The organism is Mycobacterium sp. (assembly GCF_052144515.1).
Lineage (GTDB): Bacteria > Actinomycetota > Actinomycetes > Mycobacteriales > Mycobacteriaceae > Mycobacterium.
Genome location: NZ_JBKQQD010000307.1, coordinates 1 through 14,932, shown reverse-complemented (window position 1 = coordinate 14,932; position 14,932 = coordinate 1). Strand labels below are relative to the sequence as shown.

Sequence of the window (14,932 nt, the reverse complement as noted above, 5' to 3'; positions counted from 1 at the left end):
CGGGCTGACGTACTGGAAGGTGCCGATAACGAATGAGCGTGTTGGACTTGTTCGACTTGCATGGCAAGAGGGCCCTGGTCACCGGGGCGTCCACTGGCATCGGCAAAGGGGTGGCCATGGCCTATGTCGAAGCCGGGGCTCAAGTGGCCCTGGCAGCGCGGCATGCTGAGGCCCTGCAGATGGTCGCCGACGAGATCGCTGCCGCCGGCGGTCGAGCCGTGCCCATCCGTTGCGATGTGACCCAACCAGAGCAGGTCAGCCGGATGCTGGACCAGGCGACCGCGGAGTTGGGTGGAATCGACATCGCGGTCTGCAATGCCGGCATCATCACAGTCACCCCGTTGCTGGACATGTCACTGGAAGAGTTCCAGAACATTCAGGACACCAATGTTGCCGGCGTATTCCTCACGGCCCAGGCGGCGGCCCAGGCAATGGTTCGGCAAGGACGGGGCGGGGTCATCATCAACACCGCCTCGATGTCGGGCCACATCATCAACATCCCGCAGCAGGTCGGCCACTACTGCGCGTCGAAGGCCGCGGTCATTCATCTGACCAAGGCCATGGCCGTGGAGTTGGCTCCGCACAAGATCCGGGTGAACAGTGTCAGTCCGGGTTATATCCTCACCGAGCTCGTGGAGCCCTATTCCGAATACCACTCGCTGTGGGAGCCGAAGATCCCGCTGGGGCGGCTAGGCCGCCCGGAAGAACTCACCGGGCTGTACCTCTACCTGGCCAGCGAGGCTTCCAGCTACATGACCGGTTCCGACATCGTGATCGACGGCGGCTACACCTGTCCCTGACTTGAACGTCACGCAACGAGGCACGGGCGGCCGAAACGGGTTCGGACACCTGGCGAAAACAGCGCGCGCAAGCGATCGCCGGCGGGTTGCACGCCGCTGGCATCGAGTAGCTCGTCGTCGAGTTCGATGATCTCCGCCGCGTACAGCGGCCACGGTCCATGCTCGTTCGGTATCCACCACGTCCGGCCGGCTTTGCGGGTGTGCGCGCCCCATCGGGCGGTAAGCCAGACCTCCAGCGGAGTCGCTTCGACCACGTCCCCAACGGTGATCGTCAGCCGGCTGTGCAGGCCGCGGCGCGGCCAGCGCCGCACACTGTGATACGTGATCTGGTCGCCAGAGCGCGTCATCCGCATCTTCGCCCAGGTGTAGGGGACGCCGAGGCCGATACGGGTGACGGGCACGACTGCCAGCCGGGCAGTTTCCAGCGACCGGAACAGGACTCCGTGGCGCCCGGCGTCATCAATCGAATACAGCCGAATGTTGGTCTCCAGGAAGCTGCCGAAATACGGAAGCGGCAGTGCGGTAACCAGTTTGGTGCTGCTCATGACGAACGGGACCAACCCCACGTAGGTCATTCCGTCGGCGAAGACGTCGGGACGGGTCCCCGGCGGGTACAGGTGCGCGACGCTCTCGGGCCGCACCGGCCAGTGGACGAACGTCAGCTCACCCCAGCGCTGGTCGAAGGTAACCGGTCCGGGCAGGGGCGGCGGAGTGACCGGGTAGCCCGCAAGGGCTGGGCTCCCATCCGACTCGGCCGCGGGCGGGCCGGGCATCGCGGTCATCTCACCATCCTGGCACGCGCGGATTTGCCGACATATCAGGAGTTTGCTCGTGGCGGCCGCGCAATTTTCATTCACTCAGACGAAGAATTTCGGGAAACATCGGTCATTTGCAGCCTAAAGTGTGCATTACGGCGGGTGACTTTGAAGGCTGTAGTCGCCCGAATGAGTGATGGAGCACAAATGAAGATCACCACGATGATAAGAACGGCAGTGGCGACCGTGAGCATGGCAATGATTGCTGTCGCCAGCGCACCGATCGCGACATCTGCCTATCCCGTCAACGGTAAACTCGGCACTGAGTTGACGATGACTGATTCTGTTGGCCAAGTGATGCTCGGTTGGAGAGTCAGCGATCTCAAATCCAGCGCAGACACGATCCCGGGCTATCCGGTCGCCGGCCAGCTGTGGGAGGCCACTGCCACCGTAAACGCGATCCAGGGCACCGTCACCCCCGCCATCTCGCAGTTCAATGCCCGCACCGCCGACGGCATCAATTACCGGGTCTTGTGGCAAGCATCAGGTCCGAACACCATTAGCGGAGCCACTATCCCGCAAGGGGCACAATCGACCGGCAAAATCTACTTCGACGTCACCGGCCCTCAACCGACCATCGTCGCAATGAACAACGGAATGGAGGACGTGTTGGTTTGGGGGCCGTAGAACGCCGGCCCGCCCTATTCCTCTAGTTCACCGGAGATCCCACGCTCAATGCTGGCCTGCGTCATGGATGGAAACACGATGAGGCCGTCGAGTTCTTTACGCGCTAGGTCGTAAGCATTCTGGCGTTCGTGCGGTGCCGCGGCGGAGTCCGATGCCACGCGTAACAGGCGCTGAGCGCGGGCAATCCGCTGCTGGTCCTGTCGTGAGAAGTCGTTGCGGCGTCTGCGGATCGCTTCGGCCTCAGCGACGTTGAATGCCGTCACGTAGTCCTCCACGGCGGCCTGATACTGTGCCGCGGCGTCCCGGTCATCGAGGAGATCTTCGGCTTTGACAGGCCGCAGGAAGTCTGCCCGGAGCTTGGCTTTGTGGAAGCCGATCGTGAGCGGATCGCGCATGTCGGTCATGAGTGGGAAGTCGAGAAGCTTAGCGACGTCGAGTTCATACTCGAGCCAGCGTTTGTCGGTGCGACCGTGCTCCTCTATGACGCGTCTGATCGACCGCCACTGGTTGGCTTGATTGCCGCCGTTGGGTGCGGGAGGCACGGTAAGGGTGGTGTCGTCGGGGATTTGCGCCCGACCGGGATCGTGCGATTCCTCAACTCGCCGCCTGGCCGCACCGAACGCTTTTATTGCCGCGACGACCATGCCCGCCAGCGGCAGCATCACGATCAGCAGTTCCGCCAGCCGGATTAGCAAGCCCACATCGCCAGGATGCCACTGCAGGCTGGAAGAGGTCGTTTACCAGATCCCGAAGCCGTGCAGGGCCTTGATCCCGAACCAGATCCCGAACACCAGGCCCACAACGATCATGATGGGTCGGTTGTGCTCCTGCAGCCAGCGCAAGGTCCGGTCCAGCAGCGAGCGCGACCGTTCACCGAACAACGCAGCCATGCCGATGATGAGCAGATTCGCGCTCATGGCAAGCAGCACGAATACGCCATAGGAGACGACGTTTGCGACCCGCCCCAAATCGGCGTTGCCGATCACGCTGATCGCAGCCAGTGTGAAGACCCAGGCCTTCACCGAAACCGTGATGACGCCCACGCCGATGAAGAAGGCCTTGGCGGGAGTCGCGGACATCAGCATGGTCATCCATTTCGGCGGTGGCACATTGGGATCGTCGTCGCTGAATAGTTCCCGCGCCGCGGTGACCAGAAATAGCAGGGCCACCACCAAAAGGACGGTCGACACGATCCAGTGGTGCGAGCGATTCGAGTCGGCGCTGTGGGCTCCCCAATGCAGAATCGTTCCAAAAATGAGGCCCTGGAGCAGGCGCGTGCTGCCATGCCCCGCGATCCAAGCGCTGGCGGCGCGAAGGTGCGAAGGCGTGCCCAGCAGCATGATCGTGATTCCGATCTCGATCGGTTCCAGCGCGCTACCCAGAATCAGTGGGATCAGACTGCTCCACATATCGCCCACCGGCCGAGGATACGAGGCGGCGCATCTTTTGGACCTATTGCGCGCCCAGTGCCGCGCGTACCTCGGCCTCGGCCATCGCCGCGGCGAGATCAACGGGGTGGGGGCGAACGCTGACGTCGATCCGGTCGATGCGACCCGTGAACCGGAAACCGTGGCCGTACGGTGCCACCGGCGAACCGGTATCGACTCCGACATCCAAGGTTTCGCCGCTCATCGAGAACCGGAACGGAACTGTCCGCTCGATCCGGCCGCTGGCCACCGCGGCGTCGTTGACGCGCAGCGAAACCGAAGCACCCTTCCCCAGTCCGCCGCCGTCGTAGTCGAACGAAAGGCGTAGGGCAACTTGGCCTTCCCGCAGCCGTTCGGTAGCGGCAATCGTTGTGAGCTCGTGGCCCAGATAGTTGTAGGTGAAGGTTGGAACGCTGTCTTGCAGGTACAGTGTCCAACCGGCCATCGATCCGCCCATGCAGACGATCACTCCCTGTGCACCGCCCGGCGGTATCTGCAACTGTGCGCTTAGTTCGAACGAGGTGCTCGTGTAGGTCAGCGTCACCGATTCGGGGATGCGCACGTGTCCGGTGTAGTAGGTGGCCGAGGTGCGATCGCCGAGCAAGCTGGGCCGGTTGGCGGGCAGCGCGCGGGCCAGCGTTGCATCGCTGAGCGGGTAGACGTCGTATTTGCGCGCTTCAGCGTCAAAAACGGCCTTTAACTCGGCGAGCTTGTCGGGGTATCGCTCGGCGAGATCGACACCCTGACTGAAGTCGTTGCCGAGATGGTAGAGCTCCCAGCGCTCGGTATCTCCGAACGGGTTACTGCTCTGGGTACGGATCCAGGGCAGGCGCCCATGAAAGCACGACGCGATCCAACCGTCGTGGTACACGGCGCGATTGCCGAAGATCTCGAAATACTGCGTGGTTCGACGGCTGTCGGCGGCGGCGTCGTCGAACGAATACCGCATGCTGACGCCCTCGATCGGCTTCTGCTCGACGCCGTTAACGCGTGCGGGCATCGGGATGCCGGCGGCGTCGAGGATGGTGGGAACGATGTCGATGACGTGGTGGAACTGGCTGCGCTGCTCCCCTGCCGCACTGATCCCGCGCGGCCACGAGATGGCCAGTCCGTTGCGGGTCCCTCCGAAATGGGATGCCACCTGCTTCATCCACTGGAATGGTGCGTCGAGCGCCCAGGCCCAGCCGACGTTGTAGTGGTTCTCGCAGCGCGCGGTGCCGAAATCGTCTATGTGAGCGAGCAGCCATTCGGGGTCCTCGGGCAGCCCGTTTTGGAACGCCGGCGAACTCCGTGCGCCGTGTATCGTTCCCTCCGCCGAGGCGCCGTTGTCACCGCACACATAGATGAACAACGTTTCTTCCCACTGCCTGAGTTCGGCAATGGCGTCGATGACCCGTCCGACCTGCGCATCGGTATGGGCCAGGAAGCCCGCGTAAACCTCCATCAGGCGTCGGGCTACTGGCTTGTACCGGTCGTCGTAGTCCGCCCACGCGGGTATCTGCTCGGGTCGTGGCGTCAGCTCGGTACCGGGGGGAATGATGCCCATCTCGATTTGGCGGGCATATATCCGCTCGCGCAACGCATCCCAGCCATCGTCAAATTGGCCGGCGAACCCATCTGACCACTGCGGCCACACGTGGTGGGGGCTATGTGTCGCGCCGGGCGCGAAGTAAAGGAAGAACGGCTTGTCGGGCGCCGACGTCTTCTGCAGCCGGATCCACTCGATTGCCTTGTCGGCGAGGTCCTCACTGAGGTGGTAATCGTCGCGGCCAAGGAAGGGCTCAATGGGAGTGGTCTGGTCGTACAGTGCCGGCTCGTATTGGGAGGTGTCACCGCCCAGGAAACCGTAGAAGCGTTCGAATCCGAGTCCGGTGGGCCAGCGGTCGAACGGACCGGCGGGGCCGATCTCCCAGGTCGGGGTGAGGTGCGCCTTACCGAACAGCGCAGTGCCGTAGCCGCTCATGCGAAGAATCTGCGCGACGGTGGCTGTGCTCGGCGGTATCACGCTGTCGTAGCCCGGAAATCCGTAGGCGATCTCGCAGATGGTGCCCATGTGCGCACTGTGATGGTTGCGTCCGGTCAGCAGTGCTGCCCGCGTCGGCGAGCAGAGCGCGGTTGTGTGGAATTGGTTGTAACGCAGACCCGAACGGGCGATACGGTCAAGCGCGGGCGTCGGGATCGGGCCGCCGAACGTGGTTGGGGCACCGAATCCGACGTCGTCGAGCAAGACCACGACGACGTTCGGAGCGCCGGCAGGTGGGTAGGTGATCGATGGCTTGACCGGGATGGAGTCGGCCATTGACGGGTTGATGATCCCGGTGAACCGCTCATCCTCCCGTGGTAGGTCGACCACCATGCCTCCCTGAATCAATGTGTTGGAGCGGATTTTTCTCGGCTAGCCGCCCGCTCGATGGTGATCTGCCCAGATTTACACCTCTCGGAATTTGCTTGTTCACACACCTGTATTCAAAGCGTTGGCGGCGAGGATCCGCGATCTGTCGGACCCGATCCGAGATGGGGAGATTCGCGAGGCCACTGCCGCACGTCAAAAAGCTGAAAAGGGTCTGCACATGAAGCGAACTCGTGCTGTCAGCGAAAAACCTGCGGAGCGACGATCCCGCGCTAATGCGTGCCCAACACGCCGCTGAGGTATTGGGCGCGGCAGGCATGGCGAGCCAGCTTGCCGCTGGTGGTGCGCGGGATAGCGCCGGCGGGGAGGAAACGCATATCGGAGACGGCCAGACCGTGACGGTGTAAGACAGCGCCGGCGATCGCCTCGATCGCCGGCCGGGGATCGACGCGGCTGGTGCCCGCGGCGCGTTCAGAGATAATCACCAGGCGCTGGCCCGTGTCCGCGTCCGCCGGCACGGAGAACGCCGTCACGTATCCGCGCCGCACCATCGGCGAGGCGTCCGCGGCGGTGGCCTCGATGTCCTGCGGATAGTGGTTGCGTCCGTCGATGGTCACCAGATCCGCGATCCGTCCGGTGACGTACAGCTCGCCGTCGACATACACGCCCAAATCGCCGGACCGCAACCAACTGCCGTCGATGTCAGAGCCGTCCGCGTGGCTGTGTTCGGCGAGCGCCGTTTTCAGCTTGGCGCCGAACGCGAGTCGGGTTTCGTCGGGCATTCCCCAGTAGCCGCGGCCAAGGTTGTTGCCCTGCAACCAGATTTCGCCGACCTCACCGTCGGGTAGTTCCGCGTGAGTGTCGGGGTTGACGATCAGCGCCCACAGGCTGCGGGCCACCCGACCGACCGACACCTGCGCCACGGCGTTTGGGGCATCGGCCGCGACGCGCACCGCGTGACCGGCGCCCAGTTGCTCGCGGTCGAAATACGCGACCGTCGCCTCGGCGTCGTGATCGATGGTCGCGACGAACAGCGTCGCCTCAGCGATGCCGTAGGAGGGTTTGAATGCCGTGCGCGGTAATCCATACGGCGCGAACGCCTTATTGAAGGTCCTGATAGCATCGATGCTGACCGGTTCGGACCCGATGATCATTACCACATTGCTGAGGTCGATGTCCTCGCCCGGTGTGGGCAGGCCGCGCTGCGCGGTCCACTCGTAGGCGAAGTTCGGCGCGGCGGTGACCACGCGGCCCTGCCGCGACCCGTCGGACATGGCGTGAATCCACCGCTGCGGCCTGCGGACAAATGCGATGGGCGACATCAAGGTGGAGTGTCCGCCGTATACCGCCGGAAAGCCGATCATCGACAAACCCATGTCGTGGTAGAGCGGTAACCAGCTGACGCCGTGGGTGTTACGGTCCAGCAGGTCGATCGACAGGATCATCTGCACCAGGTTGGTGCCCACCGCACGGTGGGTGATCTCCACCCCGACCGGGGCCCGTGTCGCGCCCCCGGTGTACTGCAGGTGCGAAACATCGTCCATGCCTAGCTCGGTGTCGACGAAGTCCTCCCCCGCCGCATCCGGTATCTGATCGATGACGATGACCTGTGGTCGACGGATGCGCGCGACATTGATCAGGAAATTCTCGACGGCAACCTTGGCCGCCGCGGTCGTCAGCACGACGGTCGGCTCGGAATCGCGAAGCGTCGTATCGAGACGTTCGGCGTGCCCGGGCAATTCGGGTGCGAACAACGGCACCGCGATGGTGCCCGCCTCGATCGCCGCGTAGAACCCGGCGACATAATCGATGCCCTGCGGCGCGAGAATCGCCACGCGCTCACCGCGGCTCGCGGCCTGTTGCACGAGCGCACCGATGGCGTGCAAGCGGACGCCGAGTTGGGCCCAGGTCACTTCGAGGGCTTGCCCGTCAATCGCGCGGCTGTAGTCGAGGTAGCGATACGCGACCGTGTCACCGACATTCGCGATGTTGCGCTTGATCAGCGATATCAGCGTCGTGCCCGGCGGCATGGCGACGCCGCCGTCGGCATCCAAGCAGTCCTCGATCTTGAGCATGCCTTTCGGAGGCTCCAAGTTCTGCCGGGAACCGCTATCCATACCGGGCAGTCTAGGCAAGCCTGGTGCACTAGAGTCCGTGCCGTACCGCCCTGTCACGCGCTGATGAAGGTGGGTCGATGTCGAAAGAACAGGACCAAAAGGCCGAACGACCTGGCGTGATGCGCTGGCTCACCGCCCTGTGTGTTCGGTACGTCGAACGCTTGATGCCGGACCCGTACTTGTTCGCGGTCATCCTCACCGTGGTCGTGGTAGGACTCATCGCGCTGCTTGTCCGGGGCGCGACGCCGTCCGGCGTGCTCAAGGCGTGGTACGGCGGCGTATGGGGACCGCAGAACATCTTCACTTTCGCGTTCCAGATGGTCCTCATCCTGGTGACCGGCTACACCCTCGCCGAGGCGCCCGTCCTGAAGCGGGCCATCGTCTTTATCGCGAGTAAGCCGAGGAACCAGGTTGAAGGCGCCCTGTTGTGTTTCGGTGTCAGCGCCATCCTTTCCCTGCTGAACTGGGGACTGGGTCTGGTATCGGGCGCGTTGGTCGCCCGGCAGGTCGCGAAGCGGCTCACCGGTGCGCATTTCGGCTACCTCATCGCCGCGGCGTTTATGGGCTTCGTCGTGTGGCCGCAGGGCTTGTCGTCGTCGATCGCGCTGGCGAACACCGACGCGAGTAGCCCAATCAACGTGATACACAAGATGACTGGCGCGAACGTGCCGCTGACGCTCACGATCTTCCAGCCCTACAGCTGGGTGTCGGCGATCGTGGTGCTCGCCCTACTGGCCATCGCGATCTGGCGGATGGCGCCGGCGGAGAGCCTCGAACCCGATCCCGCGGTCTTCGAGGAGGAGCCGGAAGCTGCCCCGCCCGCCGGCAAGCAGACGTTTGCTGAGTGGCTGGAAAACCTGTGGATCCTCAACGTTCTCGTCTTCGCGGCGGGCATAACGTACTTCGTGCTGAGCGGCTTTCAGCTCAATATCTCGTCGATGATCATGCTATTCACCGTGACGAGCGCGTTGCTGCACCGCACACCGATTCGCTTCATCCGCGCATTCTCCGGCGCGGCGAAGGTGTCTGGTCCACTGCTCTTGCAGTATCCGCTCTACGGCGGCATCGTCGGTCTGCTGGGCTATCTGCCTACGGGTTCGGGGAAGCCGCTGCAGACCGTGCTCGCCGAGGCGCTCGTGACGGGCGCCAACCAGTACACGCTGCCGTTCCTGACTTTCGTGGGTTCGGTCACCATCTCGTTGTTCGTCCCATCCGGCGGCGGCCACTGGGGCGTGCAGGGGCCAATCGCCGTTGGTTCGGCACTTGCCCTGCACCAGCATTCGCCTGCCTACCTCGGGCTGATCTCCATGGCAGTCGCGGTCGGCGAGGGGGTCGCGAATATGATTCAGCCGTTTTGGCTGTTGCCCCTGCTCGCGATCGCGAAGCTGAATGTCCGCCAGGTGATGGGCTTTACGGTGATTGCGTTCCTGATTGGTTTCGCGGTGTTCAGCGCCGCGGTACTCATTGCGCCGCATGTGCTGTGAATGCGAGGTCGTTGGCGGCAGCGGATCCGCGCATCACGGGGTGCGTATGGGCCCCGGAGGCGTTGTCGTTGCAATATTTCGCGCCACTAGCCGGCGGGGTAGGGTACGCGGCAGTGCCATTCAGGGTCATTCGGCTGATCTCATTAGGGAGTCAGGCATGTCGGGTCGGAAGTTTACGTTCGAGGTCACCAAGACCAGCACCGCGCCCGCCGCAACGTTGTTCCGGCTGGAGACGGACGGTGCCAACTGGGCCAAGTGGGCCAAGCCGATCGTCGTTCAATCGAGTTGGGCGCGCCAAGGCGATCCGGCGCCGGGCGGTATCGGGGCTATTCGCAAGGTGGGGATGTGGCCGATGCTCGTGCAGGAGGAGACCGTCGAGTACGAGCAGGATCGGCGCCATCTGTACAAGCTGGTCGGGCCCGCGAGCCCGGCCAAGGACTACTTCGGTGAGGTGGTCTTTACGCCGAACGCGGCGGGCGGTACCGAGATCCACTGGAGCGGTTCGTTCATCGAGGGGGTTCCCGGGACCGGTCGGGTGATGCGGGCCGCGCTGGGAGGCGCGGTTCGGTACTTTGCGGGTCGGCTGGTAAAGGAGGCCGAGCGTCAGTCGGGTGGCGGGCGCTAGCTTCCTTATTGGGGTTCAACGCTTTTCGCCGGTCATTTGACCGCTGATCCGTAGATGAACCGCGATGTCGCGGCGAAGTCGCTGACCCAACCCAGCCGCCGCAGCCGCTCGGCGAGATCGTCTGGCTCATAGAACACCTTGACCACTCGATGCTCGGAGCCGTCGTTGAGTCGGCGTATTTGGACATCGTCGACTTCCTCGATGATGTAGGGATCTTGCGCTGCGCGAGTGGGGTCTCGCCGGTTATCGATCAGGAAGGCTCTTCCGCCGGGCCGCAGGCATGATCCCACTTGTGCCCAGAATGTCTCGAAGAGATGCCGAGGCACGTGTGACAGCCAAAACGAGAAGAACACCGTGTCATAGTGCCGGTCCGGGCGCCAGCCGAAGATGTCGTGGACCACCACCTATCTCGCCGACACGATCGGCGCGCTGCGGGCAGACGGCATCGAGGTCACCGAGGAGACCGCGGCGCACCTGACTCCTGCCCAGCATGACCACATCAACTTCTACGGCACCTGCTCCTTCGACATTGACGCCGAACTCCGCCGCAACGGCCACCGCCCTCTACGCATCCCCGCATAACCCTCGCGAAATCACGAAAACCTGACTTTTATCGCTGTCGGCGGTCCAGCAATTCTGTAGGGCTGTGACCTGGGTGTTCGTGGGTATCCCGGTGCGGATGTGCGCACTAGCCGGCGGCCGGTAGGGTGCCTGGGTGGCCTATGTGCGCACGGGGAAGACGTCTTCGGGGGCGACGGCGGAGGGGCGGAAGAGGTGCCCGAGCTTCGTGATTTGCCGGCGGCAATCTCGCTCCTCTCTATGTCTGATGCGCGCTTTCGAGTTCAACGACAGCAGGTCCGACCAAGACAGGACCTCACTGAACCGAACCGGGAAGTCGGTGTCGGTGTTGGCGACGTTGTTTACGAAAAGTTGCTATTCGGCTTTCGCGCCGGCGCTCAATCTGGGACACATACCTAGCCAAAGCGGGCGCTGATCACTCACCCGTGCGAAAATTGGAGGCTGTGGAGAAGACTCACTCCAGCTGGGTGGGCGCTATCGCGCTGACCGCGATGCTTATCGGCTGCACCGACGAAAAGTATTTTTATCACCCCCCGAGTTCCTCCACGTCCGCACCTGCGTCCGCGGAACCGACTGTGCCCCCGACGATTTCCGCAGCCGGCCCATCGCCGCTGACAGAAACCATAGCCGTGTCGTTTGATCCTTCGGGGCTGATATTTAGCGCCTCGGTCAACAAGTTGTACGTATTTGCTGTCTGGCCAACAGATATGGTGCTCGTCGTTTCGCTGTCCGCACCGACGCAGCCACTCAAGCGGCTCGATACGGCGATCGGCGCGTTGCCCCATTCCATCGTTATCAATGAGAAGCTGCGGCTTGGGTACGCCCTCACGATAACGGGGTCTATCAAGGTGTTCAGCACCGACTCGGACACGCTCGTGTCGACCAGCCGAGAGCCTTCGTGCCATGCAAACCTGCTTGCAATTAACCAGGCGACAGGCATGGTGTACGGCGGCGGATTGTCGGACAAGGGCGTATGTCTCGTTCAATTCGATTCCGACGGACGCATAGTCCGCGAGAATGTGTTGTCAGACGCCGGGACCAAGAACATGACGGTGCAGCGGCTCGCGGTGGATCCAGTGACTGGCGACGTCCTGTACACGAGTCCGTCCGCTGTCGGGCGAGCGGACCAGATGTTGACCGAGAAATGGCGCACGCTGATAGACGGGCCCGGCGAAGCACACGACCTGGGCTTTGAGCCCAAGACAAATACGGTCTACGTTTCAGTCGGCAACATCCCGGTCACTTCGCCCGCACGGATTGTTATCTTCGACGGTGGCACCGGCGGACAAAGAGGGGAGTTCGGCGGGCCGGGATGGACGAGCCAGTTTGCGGCAACCGGTGATGGGCGGTTGTTTGTCGCATTCCACGGCTCGAAGGACCTGTATTTGCTCTCCGACGGAACCAGTACCCTGACGAAATTCGCTTCACTCGACGACATTGTCGGATCGTCGCCCGACTTGACGGTCGATACTGCGGGGCGCCGACTGTTTGTCGTACCCCGCTTCGATGTCCGGAAAATCTTCGTCTACCAGTATTGACTTGCGCTTTTCGAGCGACACTTTCGCGCACGGTAAGCGGCCACATCGAAGCCACCGAACTCCCCAATAAGATCCACGGCGTAGGTGCGCACTAGCTTGATAAAAGTCAGGTCTACGCATCCCCGCATAACCCTCGCGAAATCACGAAAACAACCAGATTCGTTCGTTGCTAAGCCGACCCCCTGAAGCCACGCGTGCTTTCGCGTGAGTTCCGCGATAGCCTTCGCGATTCAGACGGCAGCTGCGGCCAGCCGTCCGCGGAAGCTAAGCTCCGCGATTCGCGCCCCAGTCGGCGGGCCGGCCCAGTTCCCGTCCGCGATGTTGTCAAGGACCTGGACTAGCGCCGAAACCGAATAGCCCGTCATTAGCGGAGATTGGCTCCAGATAGTAATAAGCGAATCGCTCTCGAGGTTACTGGTTTGAATCCCGTTCATGATGGTCCCGCCGATATTCATGATTGTGAATAGTTCTCGTGCCGACCAGTCCCCGGTGGCTATCGTGCCATCGCTAAGTGTCGGTTGGCTCTGGTTGCTCGGCTGACTCGGGTTGCTGAGGTATCGTAGCCGTTGAATAGTGGCCCACACCTGGTCGTAGCCGTTCAGTAGGTATATCGCTTTCCACCGCGCCATCCGTGCCAAGGTCAATTTGTTCTGCAGCCACGGAAGAACCCAGTCCTCTAACGTCGCCTGCATCATGTAATTAGGGCCGCCTTGGAGCTGCGCAGGCCATATATTAGCCTGTCGCCATTCGTCGAATAGGCTCTTCCCCGCAGCTTCGGCATCGATAATGTCGATCACGGACGAGGGCAAAGCCCCTGGGACGGGCACGGGAAGTGACGGGTAGAATCCATATTGTGGGTACGTGTCGATCGCCCCATATACGCCGTTCCAACAATATCCCGCGGTCGCCGCAGTTGTTTCGACGTTCGGCGGGAGTAAGTTTAAGTCCGCAGTCGGAAGTTCCGCGGGCGATGGCTGGGATCCGGAAAACATGGGAAACATAACGAAGCTAAGCATAAAGTTCACGAAACCAATGAGGTCCGCAATACCAGGAGCATCGCTCTTTAGGATTCCATTCACCCCCAACAAGTACTCTACATTGAGAAACTCCGCGTAATCCTTCAGGTCCGTGGGGCCATACTGTTGCAGGAACAGGTCGAACGTGAGTTGGCTAGGACTGATCAACGGAGCGAGCATTTGAAGTGATAGGTAGGATTGAATTCCCAGCAGCAAGTAGGGCAACATCGTCTTGGGATCGCACACATTCGCGGTGGCCGTCGCGGGTGCGGGCTGGGGTTGCGGCAAGTTGCCATACCACCCCATAGTGCTCCAGTTTTCGATCCCTCCTGGGTTAAGACCCGGTGCCGGATAAGGCACCATTTGCGCGAAAAACACTTGGGGAAGAACCGGTCGCAACCAGAACGTCGGCGGTCCGAGAGACCTTGGTGTAAAGTCGGCGGGCGCACCGGGAACAGCCTGGATGAATTGATTCACAAACCCCATCGCGTTAGTATGAAAATCGACGACATTCTGGTTTACATAAGTCGCCTGCGGTCCTATTCCCTCGGATGCAAGGTTATCGAGGTCGTCGCCCAAGCCGCCGTTTGAAGAAGTCCACAAGCTGTTCAAGTCAGTAAACTTACCCTGCCAATATTTACCCAAGTCGAGTGCGATGAACTCCTGCTGCAACTGGTCCAGGGCGTCAACCAACTCGTTTAGCGCTTCAGTCTGCGCCGATGCGGAGGTGTCCGACAGAGCGGCTAGAATGACGGAGAACACCAGCACGATGGCAGCTCCTATCCCCGCTGTCGTTGCCCCAGCCGCTAAATACGCCCCCTGCGTCGATAGCACGGCCGCCGTTCCAGCCGTAGTCGCCGTCGCCGCCACCGCCGCGGCTCCCCCCGAAGCCGCAAGAGCACCCCCGGAATACGCAATGGCGAGCGCTTGCTCAATGGGACCTGCCGCCGTACTGAGGAGCTGTGCGTAATTTGCCGCAGCGCCTATGAGGGAATTACTATCGCTTAACGCACTCGAACTCGCATTGACATTCTGGCTAGTATTTGATTGAGCTTCAGACAGAATACGCTGAATTAAGATGGCGGTAATGTCATCTGTCATTAGTATCGCTCCTCTTGTGCGCTGATCAGAGCGTGTCGACCCATTCAATTCCCCATCAGCGTGGGCTTACCAGAATCGGGATGAGTCCGATACCTGCATCCAAGTTCGCTAACCCGGATCTTTCGTACGGGTGATGTGGTGGCCTGACTGGTTTCGGATTGGCTTGTTGATCTTGAATTTTGTGGTTCGGGTTCGTTGAGGCGCCCGGTCAGCGGGTTGTGTCGGGTTCCCAGGCCCGGGGTGAGATTGTCCTTTCGGCTCGTGGTGATGGGTTGGTGCTTGGTCAGTCGGGCTGTAGTCGGGTCAGTGCGGTGGTGAGCAGGGCTGCCCAGGGGGCGTGGGCGGCGAGCCGGAGTCTGGTTCGTCGGGCATGTCGGGCGATGCGGCCGGCGATCGAAAACAGCCGCAGCCGTAGTCGTTTGGGTTCCCAGCGGCGCGCGTCGTGGCCATGCA

General features: G+C 62.1%; 14 protein-coding genes. 6 read left to right on the top strand and 8 right to left on the bottom strand.

Annotation, left to right across the window (positions count from 1 at the left end):
• The first annotated feature begins 32 nt into the window (after positions 1-32).
• Entirely contained in the window at positions 33-800 is a 768-nt protein-coding gene (locus tag ACLP9N_RS20900; RefSeq protein WP_442409210.1) for an SDR family oxidoreductase, read from the top strand.
• Positions 801-808: 8 nt separating this feature from the next.
• On the opposite strand, the gene ACLP9N_RS20895 is transcribed toward ACLP9N_RS20900, so the two are convergent.
• Entirely contained in the window at positions 809-1,582 is a 774-nt protein-coding gene (locus ACLP9N_RS20895; protein ID WP_442409209.1) for a YqjF family protein, read from the bottom strand.
• Positions 1,583-1,762: 180 nt separating this feature from the next.
• Here ACLP9N_RS20895 and ACLP9N_RS20890 point away from each other — a divergent pair, with 180 nt between their 5' ends.
• A complete protein-coding gene (locus ACLP9N_RS20890; protein ID WP_442409208.1) occupies positions 1,763-2,242 on the top strand; it encodes an MPT63 family protein in 480 nt (159 codons plus the stop codon).
• Between the two features lie 14 nt (positions 2,243-2,256).
• Here ACLP9N_RS20890 and ACLP9N_RS20885 read toward each other — a convergent pair whose 3' ends face one another.
• From ACLP9N_RS20885 to ACLP9N_RS20870, 4 genes are all read right to left on the bottom strand, one after another.
• Complete coding sequence (locus ACLP9N_RS20885) at positions 2,257-2,943, bottom strand: hypothetical protein (protein ID WP_442409207.1); 687 nt, start codon at positions 2,941-2,943, stop codon at positions 2,257-2,259.
• Between the two features lie 36 nt (positions 2,944-2,979).
• A complete protein-coding gene (locus tag ACLP9N_RS20880; protein WP_442409206.1) occupies positions 2,980-3,582 on the bottom strand; it encodes a GAP family protein in 603 nt (200 codons plus the stop codon).
• A 112-nt stretch (positions 3,583-3,694) separates the two neighbouring features.
• Positions 3,695-6,025, bottom strand: a complete 2,331-nt coding sequence (locus tag ACLP9N_RS20875; RefSeq protein ID WP_442409205.1) for an arylsulfatase — start codon at positions 6,023-6,025, stop codon at positions 3,695-3,697.
• 266 nt (positions 6,026-6,291) lie between these two features.
• Positions 6,292-8,136 carry a fatty acyl-AMP ligase gene (locus ACLP9N_RS20870; RefSeq protein ID WP_442409204.1) on the bottom strand — a complete coding sequence of 615 codons (1,845 nt, stop codon included), beginning with the start codon at positions 8,134-8,136 and terminating at the stop codon, positions 6,292-6,294.
• A gap of 77 nt (positions 8,137-8,213) precedes the next feature.
• Between ACLP9N_RS20870 and ACLP9N_RS20865 the strand changes: the two genes are divergently transcribed.
• Together ACLP9N_RS20865 and ACLP9N_RS20860 are read left to right on the top strand one after the other, a co-directional pair.
• Positions 8,214-9,620, top strand: coding sequence for a TIGR00366 family protein (locus ACLP9N_RS20865; protein ID WP_442409203.1), 1,407 nt, complete (start codon positions 8,214-8,216; stop codon positions 9,618-9,620).
• A 157-nt stretch (positions 9,621-9,777) separates the two neighbouring features.
• On the top strand, positions 9,778-10,245 hold the full coding sequence (locus tag ACLP9N_RS20860) for an SRPBCC family protein (RefSeq protein WP_442409202.1): 468 nt from the start codon (positions 9,778-9,780) through the stop codon (positions 10,243-10,245).
• Positions 10,246-10,277: 32 nt separating this feature from the next.
• Here ACLP9N_RS20860 and ACLP9N_RS20855 read toward each other — a convergent pair whose 3' ends face one another.
• On the bottom strand, positions 10,278-10,649 hold the full coding sequence (locus ACLP9N_RS20855; RefSeq protein WP_442409201.1) for a hypothetical protein: 372 nt from the start codon (positions 10,647-10,649) through the stop codon (positions 10,278-10,280).
• On the opposite strand from ACLP9N_RS20855, the gene ACLP9N_RS20850 reads away from it, so the two are divergent.
• Both ACLP9N_RS20850 and ACLP9N_RS20845 read left to right on the top strand, forming a co-directional pair.
• On the top strand, positions 10,633-10,827 hold the full coding sequence (locus ACLP9N_RS20850) for a Tn3 family transposase (protein WP_442409200.1): 195 nt from the start codon (positions 10,633-10,635) through the stop codon (positions 10,825-10,827). The genes ACLP9N_RS20855 and ACLP9N_RS20850 overlap by 17 nt on opposite strands.
• Positions 10,828-11,267: 440 nt before the next feature.
• Positions 11,268-12,362, top strand: coding sequence for a YncE family protein (locus ACLP9N_RS20845; protein ID WP_442409199.1), 1,095 nt, complete (start codon positions 11,268-11,270; stop codon positions 12,360-12,362).
• Positions 12,363-12,592: 230 nt separating this feature from the next.
• On the opposite strand, the gene ACLP9N_RS20840 is transcribed toward ACLP9N_RS20845, so the two are convergent.
• The gene (locus tag ACLP9N_RS20840; protein WP_442409198.1) at positions 12,593-14,479 is read right to left on the bottom strand and encodes a hypothetical protein; all 1,887 of its coding nucleotides are present in this window, start codon (positions 14,477-14,479) and stop codon (positions 12,593-12,595) included.
• Positions 14,480-14,762: 283 nt separating this feature from the next.
• Positions 14,763-14,932, bottom strand: a 170-nt coding sequence (locus tag ACLP9N_RS20835; RefSeq protein ID WP_442409244.1) for a transposase, incomplete at its 5' end; no start/stop codon positions are given.

Coding starts and splice junctions, on each gene's coding strand:
- ACLP9N_RS20900 (WP_442409210.1), top strand. CDS start 33: ATGAGCGTGTTGGACTTGTTCGACTTGCATGGCAAGAGGGCCCTGGTC.
- ACLP9N_RS20840 (WP_442409198.1), bottom strand. CDS start 14,479: ATGACAGATGACATTACCGCCATCTTAATTCAGCGTATTCTGTCTGAA.
- ACLP9N_RS20890 (WP_442409208.1), top strand. CDS start 1,763: ATGAAGATCACCACGATGATAAGAACGGCAGTGGCGACCGTGAGCATG.
- ACLP9N_RS20875 (WP_442409205.1), bottom strand. CDS start 6,025: ATGGTGGTCGACCTACCACGGGAGGATGAGCGGTTCACCGGGATCATC.
- ACLP9N_RS20865 (WP_442409203.1), top strand. CDS start 8,214: ATGTCGAAAGAACAGGACCAAAAGGCCGAACGACCTGGCGTGATGCGC.
- ACLP9N_RS20870 (WP_442409204.1), bottom strand. CDS start 8,136: ATGGATAGCGGTTCCCGGCAGAACTTGGAGCCTCCGAAAGGCATGCTC.
- ACLP9N_RS20895 (WP_442409209.1), bottom strand. CDS start 1,582: ATGACCGCGATGCCCGGCCCGCCCGCGGCCGAGTCGGATGGGAGCCCA.
- ACLP9N_RS20860 (WP_442409202.1), top strand. CDS start 9,778: ATGTCGGGTCGGAAGTTTACGTTCGAGGTCACCAAGACCAGCACCGCG.
- ACLP9N_RS20850 (WP_442409200.1), top strand. CDS start 10,633: ATGTCGTGGACCACCACCTATCTCGCCGACACGATCGGCGCGCTGCGG.
- ACLP9N_RS20880 (WP_442409206.1), bottom strand. CDS start 3,582: ATGCTGCTGGGCACGCCTTCGCACCTTCGCGCCGCCAGCGCTTGGATC.